Genomic DNA, 22,557 nt, shown 5'->3' with positions numbered 1-22,557 from the left:
GCAATAAAGCTCCTCCTCCTTCACATCAATGACCGCTCCCGGCCTGGCAAACACCAGGACGCAAAAATCATTGATAATATCCTGAAGCATGATGTAAAGGCCGGATTCATCCATAAGCCCTGGCAGGCAATGGCAAGCCTTGAAGAAGCTTCTTCATAGCCTTCGGCGGTCATATTGGTGTAATCCTCATGGCGGAACTGTTCCAAAAGCTCAAAGAAGTCCTTATGCCCCTCTTCCATTCCCAAGGGAAGCTTTGCCATGGATGACCTGCGGAGGGTATACATCATATCTTTAAGATTTTCCAAGGGAGAACCAATGTAAACGGACAGTCCTTCCATGACAAGGCTGAAAAACTTCTGTTTTGTCAGACGCACCGGAAGCTGGCCGATGATCTGCCTGATCCTTCCGTTCATAACAGCTGTTTCCCTGGTATCCCTTACAAATCCTGTGAGACGCATGGCAAAGCTTTCATCATCATGTCCTGTCTCCGGCAAAGTTATAAACTTCCGTTCCAGACGGTTTAAAACATATTCATAAATCTGAAAGCAGTCGGTGTAGGAAGTCAGGATTTCCACTTCATGAGTGATATCCTCCCGAAGCTTAAGCAGTCCCTCTTCCACATCTTTTCCGGAGAAATGCTCCTTAAGCAGACCGTTAAGCTGCCGGCAGTAGGCAATGAAACTTTCCGGAATCACAGGTTCTTCCCCAATGGTTTCAAATAAAGTATAATAATTCAGCACCAGCCTTACATAGGAGTACTGGTACGCTGCAGTCATCTGTTTTTTCAGCAAACGGGTCTCCAAATTTATCTCCTTCCGTAAGGTCTTATGAATGGTAATTCTTAAGAATGGAACGGCGCAGCAGGTCCAGTGCCTTTACTACGGACTGTTCCCTGATTTTTTCCCGGTTCCCCTTAAAATGATATTCTTCCACTGAAACCTTGTCCTTCATATAGCAGGCCATGTAAACAAGTCCCACCGGCTTTTCTCCATCAGAATCCGGTCCTGCGATTCCTGTCACTGCGATGCAGACATCCGAATCGGCTGCAAAAACACCTCCGATGGCCATTTCTTTGGCAGTCTGTTCGCTGACCGCACCGTGTTTTTTTCAAGGTGCTCTTGCTTACATCAAGATGTTTTCTCTTTGCCTTGTTGGAATAGGTGATAAAGCCTTCCCGGAACACCTGGGAAGCCCCAGGCACATTCACCAGGCGCCCTGCGATCAGTCCTCCTGTGCAGGATTCCGCCGTAGTCACCGTTAAATCGTATTTTTTTTAAGGAGACGGACAACTGCCATTTCAATGGTCTCTTCCTCTTTTGTGGTATACACATCATCCCCAAAGCGGCTTTTAATCTCTTTTACCACCGGCTTTAAAAGGCTTTTGGCTTCCTCATCGCTTGATGCCTTTGCCGTGACTCTTAAATGCACTTCAGCTGTTTTCGCATAGGTGGCAATGGTTGGATTGGTCTGGCCGTTAATGAGGTCAAGAAGCTTTTTCTCAACCTGGCTCTCTCCATGTCCGCAGATCTTGACCATTTGAGAACGGATCACTTCAGGCTGGCCCTTCTGAAGATATGGAACTACCTGGCCGCGAAACAGAGGCTTTAATTCACCTGGAGGCCCTGGCAGCAGGATTGCCGCCTTTCCATCCTTTTCCATAATAAGTCCGGGAGCAGTACCGTTGTCATTGTCCAGTACAACCGCTCCCTGGGGAACAAGAGCCTGCTTCCAGTTATTATCTGGAATCTCTTTATAAATGCTGTTTTTAAAATACTCCTTGATCCTTTCCTTTGTATGGGCATCTTCCACCAGAGAAAACCCCATAACCTCTGCACAGACCTCTTTTGTCAGATCATCCTCCGTTGGCCCCAGGCTCCGGTCAATATGACAACATCCGAGCGCTTTAAGGCTGTCTCAAAGCTTCCGAAAGACGTTCCCTGTTATCGCCCACCGTAACCTGATGGTACATGGAAAGCCCTAAAAGGCACATTTCTCCGCCAGATACTGTGTGTTGGTATTTACAATATTTCCAAGAAGAAGTTCCGTTCCAACTGAAATCAGTTCAACAACCATGATCACATACTCCCTTCCGTAAGAACACGGTAATTTTTTTGCTATATAATCAACAAGTGAAACCACAGTAAGGATAGTGGCAATCCAGATAAACGCCATTGTGACAAAGGACAGTGCCGGAATATTCAGGATGAGAAGAACCGACATGACCATCTGGGACACCGTCTTAAATTTGCCCCAATAGCTTGCTGCGATCACCACGCCATTATCGGAAGCCACCAGACGGAAACCGCTGATAATAAATTCCCGGCTTATGATCACGATAACGATCCAGGCAGAAAGCTGGCCCAGGGCTGTAAAGCAGATAAGACCGGCACAGACCAGCAGTTTATCTGCCAAAGGATCCATAAACTTGCCAAAATTAGTCACCAGGCCATATTTTCTTGCAATCTTTCCATCCAGTAAGTCCGTAAAGCTGGCCACAATGAATATGACAGCTGCAATGTAACGGTAGGATGCATTTGCACCTCCGTCCAGCAGCATAAACAAAACAAAAAACGGAATCATAAAAACCCTTAAAATCGTAAGCTTATTCGGTAAATTCATCCTCCAACTCTCCTATCAAATCATATTCCATAGCCCCTGTCACCCGGACCCTGGCAAAATCACCTGACATCAGTTCTTCGCCCGTCTGAACAAAAATCATTCCATCCACACCTGGCCCATCCATATAAGTACGGCCTACATAGGCATTTTCATCCGCCACCTTGCCTTCGATCATGACTTCCAGGGTTTTCCCGATCATTGACTTTGAAAAATCATAGGAAATCTCCTGTTGAAGCTCCATAATGGCATCACGGCGTTCCTCTTTTACCTCCTGCAAAACCTGATCCGGAAATTCTGCAGCAGGTGTATCCTCTTCTGCGGAATAGGCAAACACTCCCAAACGCTGGAATTCCATCTCATCCACGAACTCCATCAGCTCTTCGTGATCTTCCTGAGTTTCCCCTGGAAATCCGGAGATCAGGGTGGTCCTGAGAGCCATATCCGGGATCTCTCTCCGAAGCTTTTCCACGATTTCCTGAAGCTGTGCCTTTGTGGTCCTGCGGCCCATGCGTTTTAAAATCCGGTTACTGGCATGCTGAATGGGCAGATCAAGGTATTTGCATACCTTTTCTTCTTCCTTTATGGTCTGGATCAGCTCATCCGTGATTTCTTCCGGATAGCAGTACTGGATCCGGATCCACTGGATCCCGGGTATGCGGCATAAACCTTTAAGCAGCTTTGGAAGTGATTTCTCCCCATATAGATCCACACCGTAAAGGGTTGTCTCCTGAGCAACTAAAATAAGCTCTTTTACCCCCTTCTCAGCCAGTCCTTTTGCTTCCTTTATCAGACGCTCCATGGGAACACTGCGGTAATTTCCCCGCAGAGAAGGAATGATACAGTAAGTACAATGCTTGTCACAGCCTTCCGCAATCTTTAAAAAGGCGTAATGGCCTCCTGTTGTCAGAATCCGCTCTGTTTCCATCTCAGGAATCCCGTCCAGATCGTGAAAGCGCTGAACGTGTTCATTTCCGCCCAGGGCCTCTGACAGAACGTGGGAAATCTCGTCATAGGTGGAGGTTCCTAAAATACCATCCACTTCAGGAATCTCGTCTATGATCTCCTGTTTATACCGTTGGGCCAGGCAGCCGGTTACAATCAATGCCTTGCATTTGCCGTCTACCTTTCTCTGGGCCAGCTCCAGTATGGTATTTACGCTTTCCTCTTTCGCATCACCGATGAAACAGCAGGTATTGATCACAATCACATCCGCCTCATACTCATCATCCGTAAACGTATATCCGTCTTTATTCAGAAGGCCCAGCATCATCTCCGTATCTACGAGATTCTTGTCGCAGCCCAGTGAAACACATAATAACTTCATGTTTAAACTCCTGTCTTTCATTATAAAAGGTTTAGTAGATCGTAGATTATGTCATGAGAAAGGCCATCTCATCCAAAAGTGAGACGGCCTTCTTCCTAATTATCGTCTTCTTCTGTTGCATCCGCTTCGCTTAAAATCTTCACTTTGCCCTCATACAGTTCCTCTACGGCAACAGAAAGCGGTTTCTTACCGGCTCCCAGAATCTCCGGCTCTGAGCCGCCGATGATCTGCCTTGCTCTCTTGGCTGCGGCGATCACGATAGAATAACGGCTCTGCACAACAGGAGCCTCTCCTGGCTCTACCTCGCTGTTTACTACATTAATCAAATCTGAATAAGATGGATGTAACATCATTTATTCCCCTTTCTCAATCGGCTCTATATATTCTTTAATTCTTCCCGAATATGGGACAAAAACGCCATATTATTGGAAGCCCGGTTATGTTGTACCTGGATCATGCGGTGCATCTCTTCCACACAAGTGTCTATCTTATCATTAATAAGGATATAATCATAGGCCTCCATGCCTTCCGCTTCCTCAGCCGCCCGGCGGAGCCTGGCATTGATCACATCCATGTTTTCTGTCCCGCGGCCGATGAGACGGCGCTTTAATTCCTCTGCATTGGGAGGCATAACAAAAACCAAAATCGCTTCAGGGAAACGTTCCTTTACCTTTAGTGCCCCCTGAATTTCAATTTCCAGGATTACATCCTTCCCCATTCTCATCTGGTTTAAAACATATTCCTTGGGTGTGCCATAGTAATGGTTGACGTACTGGGCATATTCGATCAATTCTTCCTTTTCTATCATATCCTTAAAGCGTTCTTCTGCCACGAAGAAATATTCCCTGCCGTCTGCTTCTCCCGCTCTGGGATTTCTGGTGGTAGCGGAGATAGACAGCGCGTAATTATCATACCGTTTCAAAAGTTCCTTCATCAAGGTGCCTTTGCCTGCCCCTGAAAATCCGGATACGACTACCAATATGCCATTTTCATTCATGTTTCTGATACTCTCCTACTCAATATTCTGGATCTGTTCCCTTACCTTTTCAATCTCGGTCTTCAGTGCGATGGCCTTATCAGAGATTTCTAAGTCATTGGCTTTGGAAAGAATGGTATTCGCCTCCCGGTTCATCTCCTGAGCGATGAAATCCAGTTTTCTTCCCACACTCCCGCCTGCATTAAGCTCAGCACAGGTATTTTCAATGTGGCTTCTGAGCCGTACGGTCTCTTCATCCACACAGATTTTATCAGCAAAAATCGTAACTTCCGTGGCAATTCTTCCTTCATCAATGGAAGCGCCTGCCAGCAGTTCCTTCACCTTGTCCTCCAGCTTTGCTCTGTATTCCGAAAGAATCCTGGGGGACCGTTCTTCAATAAATTCCACAAGCTCAGTCATAAACTTAAGCTTTCCAAGGAGATCGTTCTTTAGGTTTTCTCCTTCTGCTACTCTGGTTTCCACAAAACGCTTTGCGGCTTCCTCAATGGTTTCTGAAAGAAGCTTCCACATCTGGTCCTCATCCTCAGGCACCTCTTCCATGATAAGGACCTCCGGGCATCTGGCCAGGGCCGATACCTTAATGTCGTTTTGAATACCGAATTGTGTCTCCATCTTTGCGAAATAATCCATATATTCAGCAGCCAGCGCACTGTTATACTTCAAGCACAGTTTATTCTCTGTGTAATCCTCATAGGAGATGAATACATCAACCTTTCCACGTTGGATATAATTCTTTAACAGATTCCTGATCCCTGCTTCAAAGAAATTAAACTTTTTCGGCATCTTTATGCTTAAATCCAAATATCTGTGATTTACAGCCTTCATCTCGACGGAAATCTTATATTCATCCGTGACGGTTTCGCATCTGCCGAAACCTGTCATGCTCTTGATCATTCCATATGCCTCTCTTTCGCCATAGATATCATCCATTATAATTCATAATAAAATACAAGTCAATTGGTTTTAAATTTTACAGAAATATGATTCTGTGCTATACTATCCTTATTATATAGACCATTTACCGGAGGGACCCCCTTCCAGGGATACCATTATGCCCAAATCGCGCGGGCAGGAAAGAGGAAAACAAATAATGGCATTAGACGGAATTGTTATGGCAAATCTTGCAGCAGAGATGAAAGACCGGCTGGAAGGCGGAAAAATCGCTAAAATTGCCCAGCCGGAAAAGGATGAACTGCTGTTTACTGTTAAAAACCAGAAAAATACATGGAGACTCCTGATATCGGCCAGCGCCAGTCTCCCCCTCATCTATTTTACGGAGTCAAACAAGCAAAGCCCCATGACCGCCCCTAATTTTTGTATGCTTTTAAGAAAGCACATTGGAAACGGGCGCATCATCCGGGTGAGCCAGCCGGGACTGGAACGGATCCTATGCATGGAAGTAGAGCATTTTGATGATTTAGGTGACAAAAGGATCAAAAAAACTGATCATTGAAATCATGGGAAAACACAGCAACATCATTTTTTGCAATGAAGAAGACTTGATTTTAGACAGCATAAAGCATATTTCTGCCCAGGTCAGCTCCGTTCGTGAGGTTTTGCCGGGAAGAACCTATTTCATTCCACAAACCATGGACAAGAAGGACCCTCTGACCATCACAGAAGAAGAATTTATAGATGTGATCGGCAATACGGCTGCTCCCATACAAAAAGCGCTGTATATGAAACTGACTGGTATAAGTCCCATTATGGGGCATGAACTATGCAGCCTGGCTTCCATTGACGGGGACCGGTCTGCCAATGGGATGACGGAACTGGAACTGGTTCATTTGTATCACATGTTTTCCTTTATCATGGAAGATGTAAAGCAAGGGCATTTTACTCCAAATATCATATATAAAAAGGAAGAGCCTGTGGAATTTTCCGCCCTTCCCTTAACCTGTTATCAGGGAGATAACTATGTTTCCCAATGCTTTGATTCCATCAGTTCCCTTTTGGAAACCTATTATGCCTCAAAAAATACCATTACCAGGATCCGCCAGAAATCCGTGGACTTACGGAAAATTGTGCAGACCGCTTTGGAACGAAATTATAAAAAATATGACCTGCAGGCCAAGCAGCTAAAGGATACGGACAAGCGGGACAAGTATAAGGTTTATGGCGAGCTTATCAATACCTATGGATATGAATTAGCTGGCGGGGATAAGCAGTTAGTCTGCCTTAATTATTACACCAATGAGGAAATTACCATTCCCCTGGACGATCAGTTGTCTGCAAAAGAGAATGCGCAGAAATATTTTGATAAGTACAACAAATTAAAGCGTACCTTTGAAGCCGTGACAGAACAAATTGCTGAAACCAGACAGGAAATCGACCATCTGGAATCCGTAAGCGCCTCTTTGGACATCGCCTTAATGGAAGAGGATCTTGTTCAGATCAAGGAAGAGCTGATGGAATACGGTTACATTAAGCATCGCCGTTCCGGCGACAAGAAGCCCAAGATCACAAGCAAGCCCTTCCACTACCTTTCTTCTGACGGATTCCATATTTACGTAGGGAAAAATAATTATCAGAATGAAGAACTGACCTTTAAAGTGGCTGGCAACAGTGACTGGTGGTTCCATGCAAAAGGAATCCCCGGATCCCATGTAATCGTAAAGTCCGAAGGAAAGGAACTTCCCGACCGGGTATTTGAAGAAGCCGGGGCTTTAGCTGCCTACTATTCCAAGGGCCGTGAAAATGATAAGGTGGAAGTGGATTATGTACAGAAAAAGCAGATAAAGAAGGTAGCCGGGGCTGCTCCTGGCTTTGTTATCTACCACACCAATTATTCTATGGTTGCTGAGCCCCGGATTCTTTTGGAAGAGTGTAAGTAAATTTAAAAATATGATTTTTATTATGACATCGTAAAAATGAATTATTATTTGCATCATCAAGTTTATTCAAACGCAGAACGGCGGCTTTGATTGTTATCTCAAAGCCGCGTTCTGCGTTTGCCGGTCAGGAAGACTTATTTAAACCGCCAGATACTCTCCCCCAGTTTTTTTCCATCCAAGTCCCGGTAATGTTCCACCGTTTCATGGGCGCCAGAGGTGTCCTGTTTTATCTCTGCCCCCTTGTAGGCAATCACGTAACAGCCTGCAGCAAGTCCTGCACGGATTCCGTTAAGGGAATCTTCTACCACCAACGCCTCATTTGCGTGTATCCCCAGCCGCCTGACTGCCTCCAGGTACAGGTCTGGGAAGGGCTTAGAACGACCGGCTGCCTCCTTGCCGATATAAAGATTAAAATACTCCCTGATTCTTAATTGATCCAGTACATATTCTACATAGTCCTGGCCAGAGGAAGAAACTACTGCCAGAAGAATCCCCTCTTTTTTAAGACTTTCCAAAAAGCCTTCAAGCCCGTCCATGGGCGTTAATTTTCCCTTATAAAACCGCTCGTTAAACAGCGTCCTTTGAACGCGGATCAGTTCTTCCGTGTCATAATTCTCCAGGCCGAAGTCCTGTTTCAGCCGTTCAGTGATAACGTGGATATCTGCCCCAATCAGATATGCCAGTTCCTCCACTGAAGCCTCCTTGCCCAGGGTTCCCAGTATTTGGGAAACGCAGGAAAGTAGATGCTCTCGCTGTCCAACAGTACGCCGTCACAGTCAAATAAAACTGCCTTTAACATAGGTCCCTCTTTTACAGGCTGCTTCTAAAATCCTTCAGCTTTTCCATAAATCGTTTTACCCGATCCTTATCTACAGGATTTTCAAATATTCCGTCCTTTTTCAGGCTGGTGGCAATAAATGCCGCATCACAAATTGAGAATATATCATCAACCGTCTCATACTTCACGCCCGTGGAAGCCACCAGGACCATATCCGGCATAGACTTTCTCAGCTGATGCAGCAAAGACATATCTGCAGACTGTCCGGCAGTTGCTCCCGGCACGGCAAATCCGTCCGGCATATTCATAAACTTGGACGCTACCGCAGAGGCCAAAGGATCACGCCCACCGATATCAGCGCTTGACTCAGGCACCACATAATGGATCATCTTCACGTCATCCGCATGAAGATTGTGACGCAGACGCACATAATCTCCGATGGCAGTGTCATACAGCCCCAGGTTTCCGGAGTAAACCCCAGAAAATGTTCCTCTGGTGAATTTTGCTCCGACGCTGGCACACAGCGCCACGCTGTCGCTGGGACTACTGATGACATTTGCGCCGTAAGGGACTTCGATATACGGTTTCAGACGGCCAATCATATAGGCCATTGCAGACATGATTTCTCTGGGAGGATTCTTCTGGTAGGGAAAGCTGAATTCATTGGAGAAATGCAGTGCATCAATCCCTCCTTCCTGAAGAGACTGTACATCAGCCAAAGCTGCTTCGTATATTCTTTCCAGTCCTCCCTCTGCATCATACAGCGGATCACCGGGAAGCGCCAACAGGTGAACCAGACCGAAAGCCGCTTTTTCTGTTCCAATTACATCTGAAAGCCAGGTTTTTCTCATAATAACTCACATTCCTTTCGCTTAGCTCAGGCACAAATCGTGATAAAAGTACTTGAACTTCATTTTATTTTACTGTCATATTTACCCTTGAAAATATAATAAGTGTTGCTGCAAGCTTTCATTTCAAATTTTTTTGTCTGCTGTGGCATGGATGTTCATAAGAAATCCATTATAGCATCTCAGACTATAAGTGCATTAAGATTATATCAGCGTTGCGACCTGATCTCGCGATTTTATAAAATTCCAAATAATGCCGCAATAATCGCAACTGCAAACAAAATGATCATGATTTTGAACACGCTGACTCTTTTCTTCATTAACCCAAAGCACAGCATAACAAAAATCACGCTTAACATACCAGGAAGAATAGAATCCAGCAAATCCTGAATGATGACAGAGGTCTTACCAATATTGATAGCAAGAGGCGTCACAATGGAAACATTATTCACCATCATGGCTCCTGCAATAATCAGTCCCAGGATAGAAAGACTGTTAGTGATCTTCCTCATGATTGCTACATCAGTGATCTTGCCCAGCACATTTTGCCCCAGGCGGTAGCCGGAGAAGAACGTAAAATACCCCATCCCTCCAATATAAGCACCCATAAGGATTGCATAAATAAACGGCGCCGCAATGTTTCCCTTTAAAGTCATATCCACAAAAATTGCCAGCAGAACGGTTTTGAACAATCCCTGGGTAATGGTATCCCCAATACCTGCCAGAGGTCCCATCAGACCAATTTTGACACTGTTGATCATCTCTTCGCTGATGGTGCCTTCGTTGGCCCTCTCCTCTTCCATGGAGCACACAATTCCTGGAATAAACGCCCCCCAATTGTTCTCTGTGTTGAAAAATACCATGTGGCGCTTCAATGCGGACGCCCGCTCCTCCTTTGTCTTGTAAAGACGGTTGATTACAGGTGTCATGGCATGGCAGAAGCCTAAGGACATTAAACGTTCATAGCTTAAGCAGGATTCGGAAGTGGTCTCCCAGATCAAAAAGCAACGGAGCAAATCCGATTTTCTTAGCTTCTTTTCATTGTTTTCATTTGCTGCAACAATGTTTTCATCCATCTTTAATTTCCTCCTTCTGTCAGTTTGTCCAGATTCAGGGTCCAGTAAAGAACTGCGCAGGCCCCGCCTAACAGGGCGCAGGCGATGATATCCATATGAAGGTATGCCACACAAAGGAACCCTACCACGATAAATGGAGCAAACCTGGGGTTGAACACAGTCTTAAGCATCATCGCGATCCCCAAAGCCGGAAGAATCATGCCCACGGTGGTCAGTGCCTTGGACACAAATGCCGGAATATGATTCATAAACGCCTCCAGATAAGAGGAGCCAAAGTATACGGCCAGAAAAGCTGGAATTCCCCACAGCAGCCCGCACAAAAGGTTGGGAAGCAGCCAGTTGTAAATCCATATCCTGTTGGTTTTTCCCTCTTCCACATATTTATCAGCCATATGCACAAATGCCACGCAAACCGTCATGAAAATATTGCTGGCAATCAAGCCCAGAGTCCCCAGAGCAACTGCCAGCGTGATTCCAATCTCCGGTGTCTGGTGGGATGCAATGGTAACTGCAGTTGCGATAATGCCAGCATAGGATTTATCATAAGATGAAATGCCTCCTACTGTCACCTGCCCCATATACAGCAGCTGGATGGTAGCACCGATCATTGCGCCGGAACGCCAGTCCCCCATCAGAATCCCAGTAATGGTTCCGCTTACAAGCGGCGCACCTCTGACGATCCATACCAGATATTCCGATACCACCATGCCGTTAAACCATGCCCAGAAAGCTACTAAAATCGATTGAATTAACATGTTGTTTCCCCCTTTACCGTTTATCCTTCAAATAGTGTCTGCTTTTCATTGGGTGTTACCTGGAAATACACCTTTACTCCGGATTCCTTCATATCTTTTAAAGTTTTCCGTTCCTCCTCACTGGCAGAAATATTCTTAAACAGCTTTTTGCGTTCTGCATTTGCCCCCATTCCGCCCACATTCAGTTCTCTGAGTCTGATATCTGTGTCAAACAACAGCCTGGCGACCTTTGGATATTTCACCAGGATCAGCGTGTTTTTGTCCGCAGCATCGAATTCCTCCGCCATTTCCCTTGCCTTGTCAGTACCAGTAATTACAAGCTCTGTATCCGGCGGAGATACCATTTTCATTACATTCGTGATAAATGCGTCCTTAGCCACATCATCATCTACAATCCATATCCGTTTGATGGACAGGTTTTTCGCCCATGCCGCAACAATCTGGCCATGGATCAGCCGGTCATCGATTCGAATCATCCTGACGCTCATTTTCTGCTCCTTTCCCTTCTCTCATATCCGTTCCTTCAAGTCCACGATTCCCTCAGCCCCCGCTGTCACCGCGATTTTTTTTCAGTTCTTTTACCGGCATATTTCCCACAAAATTAAATACCTGAATGGCCATGGCCAGATTCATGCCTGTTACTATCTCCACCCGGTCCTTGTCCTCCAGTGAGGCGAACACACGAGAGGCTGTGATAAACGGCGTTCCTCCAAAAATGTCAGTCAGTATCAGGAGCCCATCTTCCGCTTCCTCTATTTTACGGCGGATGTCCTGCTCATAACGGTTTAAATCTGTACCCAGCGGAAGCGTCAAATACTCCACTCCTGACATCTCTCCCAGCACCATGTTGGATGTGGCCCATATTTCCCTGGCTAAATCCCCATGACTTAATAAAAGTACTTTACTCATATAACCTCCTTACATGATTTTTCTTGCTCTCATCATACTGTAACAGGGTTTATTTTGTAAAATTTCATCATAAATCCACACATTTCTTATTTGTGTTTATGCATTTTACATAATTTTTATTTTTTTTATAAAAGAAGTAAACACTTTTTGTGTAAAGTGTGTCAAAGTACGACAATGGTTTTTACACACTTTCATATATCTCCTTGCGTTTCAATATGATCCGTGTTAAAATTTCACCAAGATATTACACTCATTTTTATAAAAAAATACAAAGGAGAGCCGCTGCAATGGCACAGAACACAATAATACTGAATTCCGTACGGAAACAGACCCTGCAAATTCTTGAAAGCGGAAATATTGACGGCCGGGGCGTCGATGCCTATACCCTTGCCATTGATCTTAAAATGGACAGAGCCAACGTATCCAGAGCCTTAAATGATCTCTGGCGGGATGGCCTCCTGATTAAATTTCAGGGAAAACCCACCTTGTTTTTGGACAGAAAGCTGGTGTCAGAATACCATCCGGGCTTTTTTATCCCTCAGACCGTGGCAAAAGGTGAAGTTCTTTCCAATCTGATCAAGGCTTCAGACAACAGGAAACAATCAGACAAAGCCATCTTTCTGGAAGAGCTGATCGGAGCGGACACCAGTCTTAAGGAAATCATTGCCCTTGCCAAGGCCTCCGTTTCCTATCCGCCCTATGGGCTGCACACCCTGCTCTGCGGCTCCATCGGCGTGGGCAAAAGCAAATTCGCTCACTGTATGTATCTATACAAAAAAACGCTGGTCTCATCTGACAGTGCCGTTCCCTTTATTCCCGTGACCTGCCATAGCTTTTCTGACAATCCCAAACTGTTTTCCCAACAGCTTCTGGGGCTGGCCAGAGATGTAGTCTCTAACAAATCGCGGCGGGGCTTCCTGGACGCAGCAAAAGGGGGAATCCTTTTCTTTGATGGAATCGAGTACTTATCCCCTGCCTCCATGGAACTTATTGCCTCAGTAATAACTAAAAACTATTATAACCGCATCGGTGATACCTCCCTGCGTGACATCCAGTGTATGATAATCGCCTCCACTACCTGCAAAAGCAGCAATGATCCCATTCGCATTCTGGCGGAAAGATTTCCTTCTGCCATTTCCGTTCCTGATCTGGAGGATCGGGGTATCCACGAAAAAATAGAGCTGATAATCCAGCTCTTTTCTGAGGAAGCACGCACCATCCATCTTCCTATAAAAATTTCCAAAGACGCAGTTTCCTGTCTGGCGGCCATGAACTATACTAGAAATATCATTCAACTGGCTAATGAGATCAAGACCGCCTGCTCCCGCGCCTATCTGGACAGCCTCTCTAACCACTGCAGGACTGTTTACGTCCATCTTCACGATCTGTCTCAAGAGCTTCTTTCTTTCACAGATTGTACCGCAAACAAACAGGATCTTGTCCGCCATATCCTGGAGGAAATACCTGACCAGTACATTGAGCTGGACCAAAACGGAGGTTCCAAATACTTAAATTCTTTTAAATCCGCTCCCTCCATATCCGGGACCAGCCACCAGCAGCTTCTGGAAAACCATCTGAGCATGGATATCGAATCCATTGACAACATTTATCAGACCGTAGTGGACAACATCGCCCGGCTGTCCAACTGCAGGGATACGGAGCTTCACGCCATTAAGCGGAATATCTATCCTATTGTATTCCAGATTGTTATCGCTCAGCTGCAAAAGAAAGGCAAGTTTGATGAGAGCAAAAAGCATATCCATCTTTTATATGGGATTCTTTTGCATATCACCAATTTTTTAAAAAGAGCAGACAGCCATTCGCTGCCAGATCCTAACGAGGCTCCCGCCGCTTCCATGGACAGTTTCCCGGAAGAATATCAGATGGCTCTGGATATCATGGAAAATCTATCTCAAATTTACTCCTGTTATTTCTCCAACCGTGAGATTGATTACCTGGCCTCCTATTTTGCCATTTTTTCCAACTGGATAACAACAGTAAATCTGGGACTTTTAGTGATCTGCCATGGAGAAACGATTGCCTCGGACATGGTGAGTTATGCCCTGAAAACCATTTATGATGACTATATTATAGATTATATCAACTTCTCCTCTTCCATGAGCTTAAAGGAGTGCCTGGATCTGGCAGTGGAAAAGGCAAAACAGTTAAACCGTGGCTCCGGCATCCTGATTTTCACCGATATGGAGCCGTTGACCACCATCAACGAATATATTACCAGACAAACTGGCATCGACACCAACATCCTCTACCCCGTCACCCTGCCTTTGCTTCTGCAAACTATTCGTCAGATTCTGTCTAACCGCTCGGACTTCTCTCTCCTGACTCCTGCCAGTCAGACCCACAGTACCCGTGCAGCTAACTTAAGCTCCCAGGAAGCTTTTATTCAGAATTTAGTAGACAAGGTAATTTCAAAAACTACGGTATTTCTAGACACCACCAAGGCTGTTAATGTACTTGAAAAATGCCTGAAGGCTACATTGCTGGATCTCAAAATCCCTTATTCCAATGAAATTGCAGCCAAATATCTGTGCCATTGCTGTAATATGCTGGAGCGGGCCATTCGCGGAGAGACCTGGAGCTATTCCCGGCTCAACGGTTTTACCACTGAAAACCATGAGCTTATGTACACGGTAGAACACAAATTAGAATATGCAGAAAATATTTTCGGGATTAAGATTCCTGCCAGTGAAATCGCATATATAACGGAGATATTCATGGAGTAGTCCGGCTGAGACTCTTTTTCACAATGGCTTGCGGATATAAGTTTTGATTATTTTGTCAAGTGTTTTGTGCTTATGAATTTTATTAGTCATTTGCTCAAATTGACATTGTCCGCATAGGGGGTAGTTTATGTTTCGAACGTTTTGCATGCTCAACTGGGATACAAACCAACATAAAAAAGCGCCGGAGGAAATCCGACGCTAATAAAACGTGCCTGTTTGATTCTCTATATTTCATGGAAAGATAGGCGGGAATGTTATTTGGTGTACTAAATGGTAACAGCACAGACAATAATTGCAGGAACATAACGAACGTCACATTCTTTCTCTATTCCTACTTTTGCTAACACTCCTTCAGTTACTGATTCTGGTTAAAGATCAATACTCTCAATCTCTACCATAGCTTTCCTTTCCGGTATGATTGTTATCACATCTATATAATATTCATCTGGAATGATCTTTCTCTTTCTGTGCTTTGACATGATATTCTTTTGCACAGAAGCGTCTGCTAAATTCTTTTCCAGTCTTAGAATTCTACGAAATAAGTTTTCTCTCATCTGCTTTTCTCCTATCTTTGTCTTCCCTTTTCATAGGAAAGGTCCGGTAAACTTCATGCAAGTAAATCAAGTCTAAAACAGTTTTCATTCAATTTCATGTAATTGACTAACTGCCCTTTGAAGTAAATTCAAAGGGCAGCAATTATTTTTAGCTTATTCTACTGAGTATCCATAAAACTCCTGAATGAATAAAAATTCCATATATTTATTTAAGCTGTTTATTGGAATCTTAATTGATCCAGACAAAAGTTTCCCCCTTGTTACTACAGTAGTCATTAATACACATTCAACTAATTGGATTTGAAAATTTTACAATAATTTATATGTATTACTTTTTTTGCATAACAACGCTTTTTTCTTTTTATAATGAAATCATTATATAACTCATACCGGACTATCTGTGCTTAAATTAATAAACAACATTCTTTTCCTCATTAATTTCCTATTTAGCTTTCTCATCATGCATCTTTAAAACTGATTTTGGAATCTTTCTTTCATAAATTGAAGCCGGGAAACTTTTACCTACAGAGTTAAGGGATACTTTCACTAACATTTTCTGCAATTTTTCTACTGCTGTCTTCTTCATCATTCATTTTCTCCTTTAATATTTACTTTATTTTCAGGAAGTAACGTTAATACTTCCAAAATAACTGGATAAATAATCAGGCCTCTAAAAACCGGATTAAAAAATGCAACTGCCACCATCAAGGTTAAGACAATAACGGAAGACAATTTCTTTTTCAATTTGTCTTGTGAACTAAAATACTCAATATTTATTGACCTTGGAACACAACAAACAATAATTAAGACAGAAACGAAATAGATGTACGGTATAAATACCGATTTTACCTCAACGAAGGTATGACCTAAAATTGATATTCCCCATACCAATAACAAACCTAATCCACATCCCCAGCCTGTTTTAGCATGAATGCCACCAGCTTGTAATCTCAAGCCACTAAATGTGGATAATACTACAAGTGTCTCAAATCCTTTTCCCAAGACAATTCCGATTATCAAGATAACAATAAACTTGATAATATTATCTAAAAATAATTCCATCCCATATTGAATCACTTCATTCTCTTCTGGACTTTTGGGATTTATCTTATTCAGCCAATCGCAAAAATCAACAGCAATTTGGGAAATACTCACTTTATCACCACCTTTTGACTATATATTACCATATCTCTTTGCCAAAAGATGTTTTTGTAATTTTCGTAGCATTATTCTTCTTAAGCGTAAAATGCGTTTACTTTTCATACAATTTCCTTTACTTTCCATTTACAACAATGTAAAATAAAGGCATAAATCTACTGGCGAGGAGATACATCATGACTTATTTTATTTATACATTTACGGGAGCGTTATGTGATTACTTTTTTTTGTGTACATTTGCTTCCTAATAAATTGACAAAACTTAAACGACTTATTATATTTTTATATGCTTTTATTACTCTCTATCTTTTTAATCAGATATATGGACAAGCCAGTACATTTATAACCTTTTCAGGTCTCACACTTTTAATGTTTTTATTTACTAATAATCACTATCTAAGTATGTCCTGTTATTTATTTGGCTATCTATATAGTATTTCTTTCAGCTATTTACTTATGTGGATAATGACCTTCTTTCTTAATATAGATTTAACCGACTTTTCAGTCAATGGTAAGGCAATCATAACCTTTGCATGGATTTATTCTGTATATTGTGGAACTACAACAAAGTTGATAGGTTGGTATATTCACAAAAAGTTGAAACTTTCGCAATATTTAACTAATCATCATTTACTGAAAGCCATTTTTATTAATCTGTTTCTTTTAGTGTTACTATATATATTTAATTTTTCCTATGGGGAACGTCTTGGCTACAATTACGGTGTCATTGCATTAAATGGAATTATCTTTCTATTATTATTTGCAATTACAGTCTTTCTCATGTATTCTGTATATAAGGTCACTATGGGAGAACAGGCTTACAAGCACCGCATGGCACAATTTGAAAATCTTCGTGCCTATACGGAACGCTTGGAAAATTCCTACGGCGTTATGCGAAAGTTCAAGCATGACTACATGAATATACTTATTACTATGTCAGGGTTTATGAAAGAAAATGATATGGATAGCCTAAAAGAATATTATGGAGAAAGAATACTTCCTATCAGCCGTGCTTTTACAGAATCAGATACCAAGTTGGGAAATCTTTCCAATATAAAAAATACCGCCTTAAAAAGTCTTCTTTCCTCCAAATTTGTCTATATGATGGAAATTGGCGTTAAAGCGGAAATAGAACTGACTGAGCCTATCAATGAACTGAACATGGATTGCCTGGATTTGTCCCGAATCCTAGGTATATTTTTAGACAATGCCATGGAAGCTGCTATGGAAACAGAAGAAAAGGAAGTTCATTTCTGCATGTTTTATAAAGAAGAGGATCTCCATCTCATTATACAAAATACGGCTTTTCCTCCAACTTATGCAATATCAATGCTTCGCAGCCTTGAAATTTCTACCAAAAGCAAGCATAGAGGAATCGGCCTTTTTAACGTAGATATGATTTTAAAAAACTATGAAAATGCTATTTGGAACACTACATATGAAGAACCATATTTCACACAGGAACTGATCCTAGTACATAATGGTTCATAAGGAGTACAAGAATGATCCACATCTACCTTTGTGAAGATAATAAAAAAACAGTTAGACCGTTGGGAAGACATCATTGAAAAATATCTAATAATGAATCCAACGGAATCCAAACTTTTCTGCTCAGCTTCAAAACCAGAAGATCTACTTTCCATACGGAGACGTTCCAGTACTACTGGGCTTTATTTTTTTAGACATTGATTTGCAGGCAAATAAAAATGGAATTGAGCTGGCCCAGGAAATACGCAAATATGATCCCCGCGGTTATATTGTTTTTGTAACTACTCATAGTGAAATGGCTGTTCTTACCTTCCGCTATAAGGTAGAAGCAATGGACTTTATTGCAAAAGATGATACGGATACCCTGCCAGAACAAATCTGCTCCTGCATTCAAAACGCAGAAAGGAACTATAAGGCGCAGCTGGACTCCTCCAACCGCCTCTTGTCAATAAAAGTTGATAAAGATTCTCTGGTTCTGGATCAAAATGACATTGTAGCTATCACAACTGGCGATGATTCCCACAAACTCACCATACATACCAAAACCGGGATCCGGCAGATTTCAGGCTCGTTAAAAGAATTCCATGCGACCTTGAATTCTGGTTTCTGTCAATGCAACCGATCCACCATTGTAAATCTGAAACATGTATTAAAATATTCGAGGGAAAACGCCATGCTTCTCATGGATAACAAAGAAACCTACTCCGTATCCATACGTATGATGGGAAAAGTTCAAAAATCGTTAAACAGCTTTCATCTATCCATAATGAAATAGGAGGATGCCGAATAAATCGGCTGCCTCCTATTTTTCATTGATCTTATATCTTATCCTGCCGCTCCCATAAAAACGGATCTTCCGTCTGGCGCAGGTAATTTTTAAGCTTTTCCCGGTATGCCAAAACTTCCGCTCTTTGGCAGTCCGGTTCCAATAGCTCCGGATTTTTCTGATAAGGATCTTCCTCATTATCATAAAGATATTCCTTTTGCTCCTCTCCAGGAGCATATCCATTAAAAATGACATAGGTATAACGTTTATCTTTGATACCTCTCCAGCCATAAGCCTTATGGGTCAGGCCTTTGTCGGAAAATGACTTTACCAGCTCTGCTCCGCCAGGATAGGAACAGATCAGCATATCCTGAGGCTCGTTCTCGTCCTCTCCGAACATTCCTTTTACATGACTGTAGCCCTCGCAGGTTTCCGGAATGGGAAGTTCCAAAAGATCCAGAATGGTAGGCATATGGTCCGGGCTTGCAAAGATTCCATCATTGTCCACGGTTTTAACTCTCCCCTTTTGACGTATCATAAGGGGAATGTGGATGGATTCCTCATACCAGATGTTTTTACTCATCAGTCCATGGGAACCAAGCATTTCTCCATGGTCCGCAGACAGGATGACAATGGTATTTTCCTCCATATTATGATCCTTTAAATATTGAAGGATTCTTCCAAACTGTTCGTCAATCCCATAGACTGCGGCATAGTATTGCCTTGTCTGGGTTTCCAGAAGCCCGCCTTTTTCCCGCATCTCCTCCGGTACGTTTTCCCGGTAATGGATTTCCAGATCCTTAAACTTTTCATAATACCGGTCCGGTACCAGTTCATAAGGAAGATGGGGAGGATTATAGGATAAGAACAGCGCAAAAGGCTGCTCATCCCCTTTCCTGGCTTCCATGTATTCGATGGCCTTATCTGTTTCAAATTCCGCAGACCATTTACCCGGTTTTATTTGTTTTTCATCATCCTGCCAATAATGGGGATCCAAATGGTCATCCCAGGCTCCGTAGGACAGCCAGTAGTCAAATCCATGTCTTCTCTCCCCTGGCGGCGTATAGGCATCCCAGTCTCTTGCGCCTGATTTTGGATCAGAGGTAAAGTTAAGCTCCGAAGCATCTAAATGCCATTTTCCAATATAGCCCGTGCTATATCCTTCCGTCTTCAGCACATCTCCGATACATATCTCCTGGGGTCTTAGCATGACCTTTTCTTCCAGACCTATCTTGCAATTGGTCCACATCCCCGCGCGGAAGGGATATTTCCCTGTCATCAGGGAAGCTCTGTGAGGAGAACATAAGGGGTACGTACTGTAAGCATTGGTAAACCTCATGCTCTCCTGGGCAAAGGAGTCAATGTTTGGAGTCACCACCTGGTCCATGTTCATATATCCCATGGCATGAGCCCGCCACTGGTCGGCAAAGACATACAGCAGATTTGTTTTCATTTTTTTTCTCCTTATACTTACACAGTTCTTACCAGTACAGTTCCCAGTCCTTTGAAAGCCTGGTAAGAGCCTCCATGTAGAAATAATCGCCCCAGGTGTTGCACTCATCAACGCCCCTGTTTGTACAGGTATTCTCCTTGGACTCTCTGGCATAGGTGCCATGAAGCAAAAGTCCATTGGATTTTTTGTAATCCTTATTGGCACAATGATCTGCCAGTGCTCTTAGCATCTTGTCAGCTGCATCTAAATATACCATGGCTTTATCTTTTTCCAGATATTTTGCCATTTCCAGGATTCCGCAGACAGCAATGGCTGAAGCGGAAGAATCTCTCGGCTCCGTGCTTCCAGTATCAAAGTCAAAATCCCAGTAAGGAACAAGATCAGCCGGCAGATGTTCGATAAAATAATCGGTTACACGGCAGAATAAATCCATGTATTCTGTATTCTTTAAATACCGGTAGCTTAAGGCAATTCCGTATATGCCCAGGCCTGGCCTCTGGCCCATGCAGAGCCATTGCGGTTGCCTGGTGGGTCACGCCATAAGTCGGCTCTCCTGTTTCCACATCAAAGAAATGAGTATGGTACGTGGAATCATCGGGACGCAGAATGCATTTCATAGCAGTCTTTATATGGTTTTCCGCCTTTTCTTCATAAGAAGGATCTCCCGTTACTTCCGTTGCCCAGTAAAGCAGGGGAAGATTTAACAGACAGTCAATGATCAGTCTGTATTCCTTCGGCTCTCCCGGATTTCCCCAGGCCTGAAGGAATTTTCCTTTCTCCCTGTAACGTTCTGCCAGATGGTCCGCTGCTAAAAGGGCCGCCTTTTTGGCATGTTCATTGCCGGTCAGCTTATAGGCTGCCACACAGGACAAGCTGAATAAAAATCCCATATCATGATGGTTCACATCAATTTTATTCTCGATTCTGTTAAGAAAGCTTTCCACCTGTACTTCCGCTGCTTTCCGAAATGCCTCATCACCGGTATGCTCATAAGCCAGCCAGATCACTCCTGTCCAGAATCCTGTTGTCCATTCTACATTTTCTGTTGCCTCATAAAATCCGTTAAAACTGTTGGAAGACTGGAATTTATCCGTAAATACCGAAAGGTTTTCTTTGACGATCTTTGCCGCATCATCAAGAGCCTTCTGAATCATCCCCTCTTCCATTCCAGGATAAGTTTTTATTTGTTCCAATGTCTGTGCCATATACTTTTCCTTTCCTCTTTCTGTCTATCTTTTTGGACATAAAGGTATGCCCATAGGGTGTTTCATCTTACTGTCCATCTTTTTGGACATAAAGGTATACCCATAGGGTGTTTCCTCTTACTGTCCATCTTTTCGGACAGAGCCCACCCAGCTTTAGAGCCTGCCCAGCTTATCGGGCATTAGGTGTAAAGCAGGGTGTTTCCTGATCTTTCCAGTTAGCCCTTGATTCCGCTGGCTGCAACGCCCTCTACAAAGAACTTCTGGCAGCTTAAAAATACAATGATAACCGGGATCAAAGAACATACAGAAGCAGCCATGATCCATGCATAATCAGCTCCAAACTGGGATATAAACATACGGATTCCCAACTGAATGGTCTTTAATTCCTTTGTCTTTAAATAGATGAGCGGTCCCATGAAATCATTCCATACATTGGTAAACGTAAAGATAGTCAAAGTTGCCATCGCCGGTTTTCCAAGAGGAAATACGATTTTTGCGAATATGCCGTACTCGTTTAACCCGTCAATCCTGGCTGCTTCGCATAATTCGTCAGGAATGCTGATATAAAACTGGCGGATCAAAAATACGCCGAATGCGGAAAAGGCCTGCATCAGGATTAATCCTAAGTGGGTATCGTTTAGGCCAAGCTTGGAAACCAGAATAAACTGAGGAACCATGTAGACCTGCATGGTACGGCTATAGTCGTTACATACATAAGGAAGATTAAATCTCTGCCTTTAAAACGTGTCTTTGTAAAACCGTAAGCAGCAAAGCAGCTGGTGAACAGCTGGATTATGGTCGTGATGACCGTCAGCTTGGCGGTATTGAGAAAGAAGGTCACAAGGGGCAGCTTCTTCCAGATGATTTTGTAGTTCTCCCAATGCATCGATTCCGGCCACCACGTCATAGGTACGGAAAATACGTCTTTATTAAGCTTTAAAGAAGAAATCACCATCCAATAAAAGGGCACCAGCATAAAAAGGGATAAAGCAATCAATCCCAGATACAGAAATATGTTTAAATTCTTTGTTTTTGTTCTCATCGCTTTC

At 43.1% G+C, this 22,557-nt stretch carries 19 protein-coding genes and 5 pseudogenes; 4 read left to right on the top strand and 20 right to left on the bottom strand.

Going from position 1 to position 22,557, the window contains the following annotated elements; all coding sequences use genetic code 11:
- Window positions 1-20 precede the first annotated feature (20 nt).
- From JCM10519_RS24840 to JCM10519_RS00735, 7 genes and pseudogenes are all read right to left on the bottom strand, one after another.
- The gene (locus tag JCM10519_RS24840) at window positions 21-803 is read right to left on the bottom strand and encodes a hypothetical protein (RefSeq protein WP_347842698.1); all 783 of its coding nucleotides are present in this window, start codon (window positions 801-803) and stop codon (window positions 21-23) included.
- Window positions 804-825: 22 nt separating this feature from the next.
- Window positions 826-2,073 (bottom strand): annotated as a pseudogene (locus JCM10519_RS00760) (competence/damage-inducible protein A).
- Between the two features lie 2 nt (window positions 2,074-2,075).
- Window positions 2,076-2,619 (bottom strand): annotated as a pseudogene (gene pgsA, locus JCM10519_RS00755) (CDP-diacylglycerol--glycerol-3-phosphate 3-phosphatidyltransferase).
- Window positions 2,603-3,943, bottom strand: coding sequence for a 30S ribosomal protein S12 methylthiotransferase RimO (gene rimO / locus JCM10519_RS00750; protein ID WP_054737675.1), 1,341 nt, complete (start codon window positions 3,941-3,943; stop codon window positions 2,603-2,605). The pseudogene pgsA and the gene rimO overlap by 17 nt, the downstream one beginning before the upstream one ends.
- Before the next feature lie 95 nt (window positions 3,944-4,038).
- On the bottom strand, window positions 4,039-4,296 hold the full coding sequence (rpoZ, locus tag JCM10519_RS00745; RefSeq protein ID WP_347842697.1) for a DNA-directed RNA polymerase subunit omega: 258 nt from the start codon (window positions 4,294-4,296) through the stop codon (window positions 4,039-4,041).
- Window positions 4,297-4,319: 23 nt separating this feature from the next.
- Window positions 4,320-4,940, bottom strand: coding sequence for a guanylate kinase (gene gmk / locus JCM10519_RS00740; protein WP_054737674.1), 621 nt, complete (start codon window positions 4,938-4,940; stop codon window positions 4,320-4,322).
- Window positions 4,941-4,955: 15 nt separating this feature from the next.
- Complete coding sequence (locus tag JCM10519_RS00735) at window positions 4,956-5,834, bottom strand: YicC/YloC family endoribonuclease (protein WP_054737839.1); 879 nt, start codon at window positions 5,832-5,834, stop codon at window positions 4,956-4,958.
- A gap of 196 nt (window positions 5,835-6,030) precedes the next feature.
- Here JCM10519_RS00735 and JCM10519_RS00730 point away from each other — a divergent pair.
- Window positions 6,031-7,774: pseudogene (locus JCM10519_RS00730) on the top strand (NFACT RNA binding domain-containing protein).
- Between the two features lie 134 nt (window positions 7,775-7,908).
- On the opposite strand, the gene JCM10519_RS00725 reads toward JCM10519_RS00730, so the two are convergent.
- From JCM10519_RS00725 to JCM10519_RS00700, 7 genes are all read right to left on the bottom strand, one after another.
- A complete protein-coding gene (locus JCM10519_RS00725) occupies window positions 7,909-8,466 on the bottom strand; it encodes an HAD-IA family hydrolase (RefSeq protein ID WP_054737673.1) in 558 nt (185 codons plus the stop codon).
- Window positions 8,445-8,573 carry a hypothetical protein gene (locus JCM10519_RS24835; protein ID WP_347842696.1) on the bottom strand — a complete coding sequence of 43 codons (129 nt, stop codon included), beginning with the start codon at window positions 8,571-8,573 and terminating at the stop codon, window positions 8,445-8,447. The genes JCM10519_RS00725 and JCM10519_RS24835 overlap by 22 nt, the downstream gene beginning before the upstream one ends.
- An 11-nt stretch (window positions 8,574-8,584) precedes the next feature.
- Entirely contained in the window at window positions 8,585-9,403 is an 819-nt protein-coding gene (locus JCM10519_RS00720; protein ID WP_054737672.1) for a BtpA/SgcQ family protein, read from the bottom strand.
- Between the two features lie 233 nt (window positions 9,404-9,636).
- Entirely contained in the window at window positions 9,637-10,476 is an 840-nt protein-coding gene (locus JCM10519_RS00715) for a PTS system mannose/fructose/sorbose family transporter subunit IID (RefSeq protein ID WP_054737671.1), read from the bottom strand.
- A gap of 2 nt (window positions 10,477-10,478) precedes the next feature.
- A complete protein-coding gene (locus JCM10519_RS00710) occupies window positions 10,479-11,231 on the bottom strand; it encodes a PTS sugar transporter subunit IIC (RefSeq protein ID WP_054737670.1) in 753 nt (250 codons plus the stop codon).
- Between the two features lie 20 nt (window positions 11,232-11,251).
- Window positions 11,252-11,719, bottom strand: a complete 468-nt coding sequence (locus tag JCM10519_RS00705) for a PTS sugar transporter subunit IIB (RefSeq protein WP_013272608.1) — start codon at window positions 11,717-11,719, stop codon at window positions 11,252-11,254.
- A gap of 52 nt (window positions 11,720-11,771) precedes the next feature.
- On the bottom strand, window positions 11,772-12,140 hold the full coding sequence (locus JCM10519_RS00700; protein ID WP_054737669.1) for a PTS fructose transporter subunit IIA: 369 nt from the start codon (window positions 12,138-12,140) through the stop codon (window positions 11,772-11,774).
- 287 nt (window positions 12,141-12,427) lie between these two features.
- Between JCM10519_RS00700 and JCM10519_RS00695 the strand changes: the two genes are divergently transcribed.
- Entirely contained in the window at window positions 12,428-14,884 is a 2,457-nt protein-coding gene (locus tag JCM10519_RS00695; protein WP_054737668.1) for a sigma 54-interacting transcriptional regulator, read from the top strand.
- Window positions 14,885-15,252: 368 nt separating this feature from the next.
- On the opposite strand, the gene JCM10519_RS00690 is transcribed toward JCM10519_RS00695, so the two are convergent.
- From JCM10519_RS00690 to JCM10519_RS00680, 3 genes are all read right to left on the bottom strand, one after another.
- Entirely contained in the window at window positions 15,253-15,438 is a 186-nt protein-coding gene (locus JCM10519_RS00690; RefSeq protein WP_054737667.1) for a hypothetical protein, read from the bottom strand.
- Window positions 15,439-15,880: 442 nt separating this feature from the next.
- Complete coding sequence (locus JCM10519_RS00685) at window positions 15,881-16,027, bottom strand: hypothetical protein (protein WP_054737666.1); 147 nt, start codon at window positions 16,025-16,027, stop codon at window positions 15,881-15,883.
- Window positions 16,024-16,593: an accessory gene regulator B family protein gene (locus tag JCM10519_RS00680; protein WP_054737665.1), complete on the bottom strand. Its 570-nt coding sequence runs from the start codon at window positions 16,591-16,593 to the stop codon at window positions 16,024-16,026. The genes JCM10519_RS00685 and JCM10519_RS00680 overlap by 4 nt, the downstream gene beginning before the upstream one ends.
- Before the next feature lie 216 nt (window positions 16,594-16,809).
- Between JCM10519_RS00680 and JCM10519_RS00675 the strand changes: the two genes are divergently transcribed.
- Both JCM10519_RS00675 and JCM10519_RS00670 read left to right on the top strand, forming a co-directional pair.
- Window positions 16,810-18,087, top strand: coding sequence for a GHKL domain-containing protein (locus JCM10519_RS00675; protein ID WP_347842695.1), 1,278 nt, complete (start codon window positions 16,810-16,812; stop codon window positions 18,085-18,087).
- Window positions 18,088-18,181: 94 nt separating this feature from the next.
- Window positions 18,182-18,859, top strand: a complete 678-nt coding sequence (locus JCM10519_RS00670; RefSeq protein ID WP_347842910.1) for a LytTR family DNA-binding domain-containing protein — start codon at window positions 18,182-18,184, stop codon at window positions 18,857-18,859.
- A gap of 43 nt (window positions 18,860-18,902) precedes the next feature.
- Here JCM10519_RS00670 and JCM10519_RS00665 read toward each other — a convergent pair whose 3' ends face one another.
- The 3 genes and pseudogenes from JCM10519_RS00665 to JCM10519_RS00655 all read right to left on the bottom strand — a co-directional run bounded on the left by JCM10519_RS00665 (window position 18,903) and on the right by JCM10519_RS00655 (window position 22,550).
- A complete protein-coding gene (locus JCM10519_RS00665) occupies window positions 18,903-20,303 on the bottom strand; it encodes a sulfatase-like hydrolase/transferase (RefSeq protein WP_054737662.1) in 1,401 nt (466 codons plus the stop codon).
- A gap of 28 nt (window positions 20,304-20,331) precedes the next feature.
- A pseudogene (locus tag JCM10519_RS00660) lies at window positions 20,332-21,508 on the bottom strand (glycoside hydrolase family 88 protein).
- A 215-nt stretch (window positions 21,509-21,723) separates the two neighbouring features.
- Window positions 21,724-22,550 (bottom strand): annotated as a pseudogene (locus JCM10519_RS00655) (carbohydrate ABC transporter permease).
- Window positions 22,551-22,557 lie beyond the last annotated feature (7 nt).

This window comes from Clostridium sp. NkU-1 (genome assembly GCA_001312405.1).
Note: the sequence above shows the minus strand (reverse complement) of the source record. Positions and strands in the feature narration are given on the sequence as shown.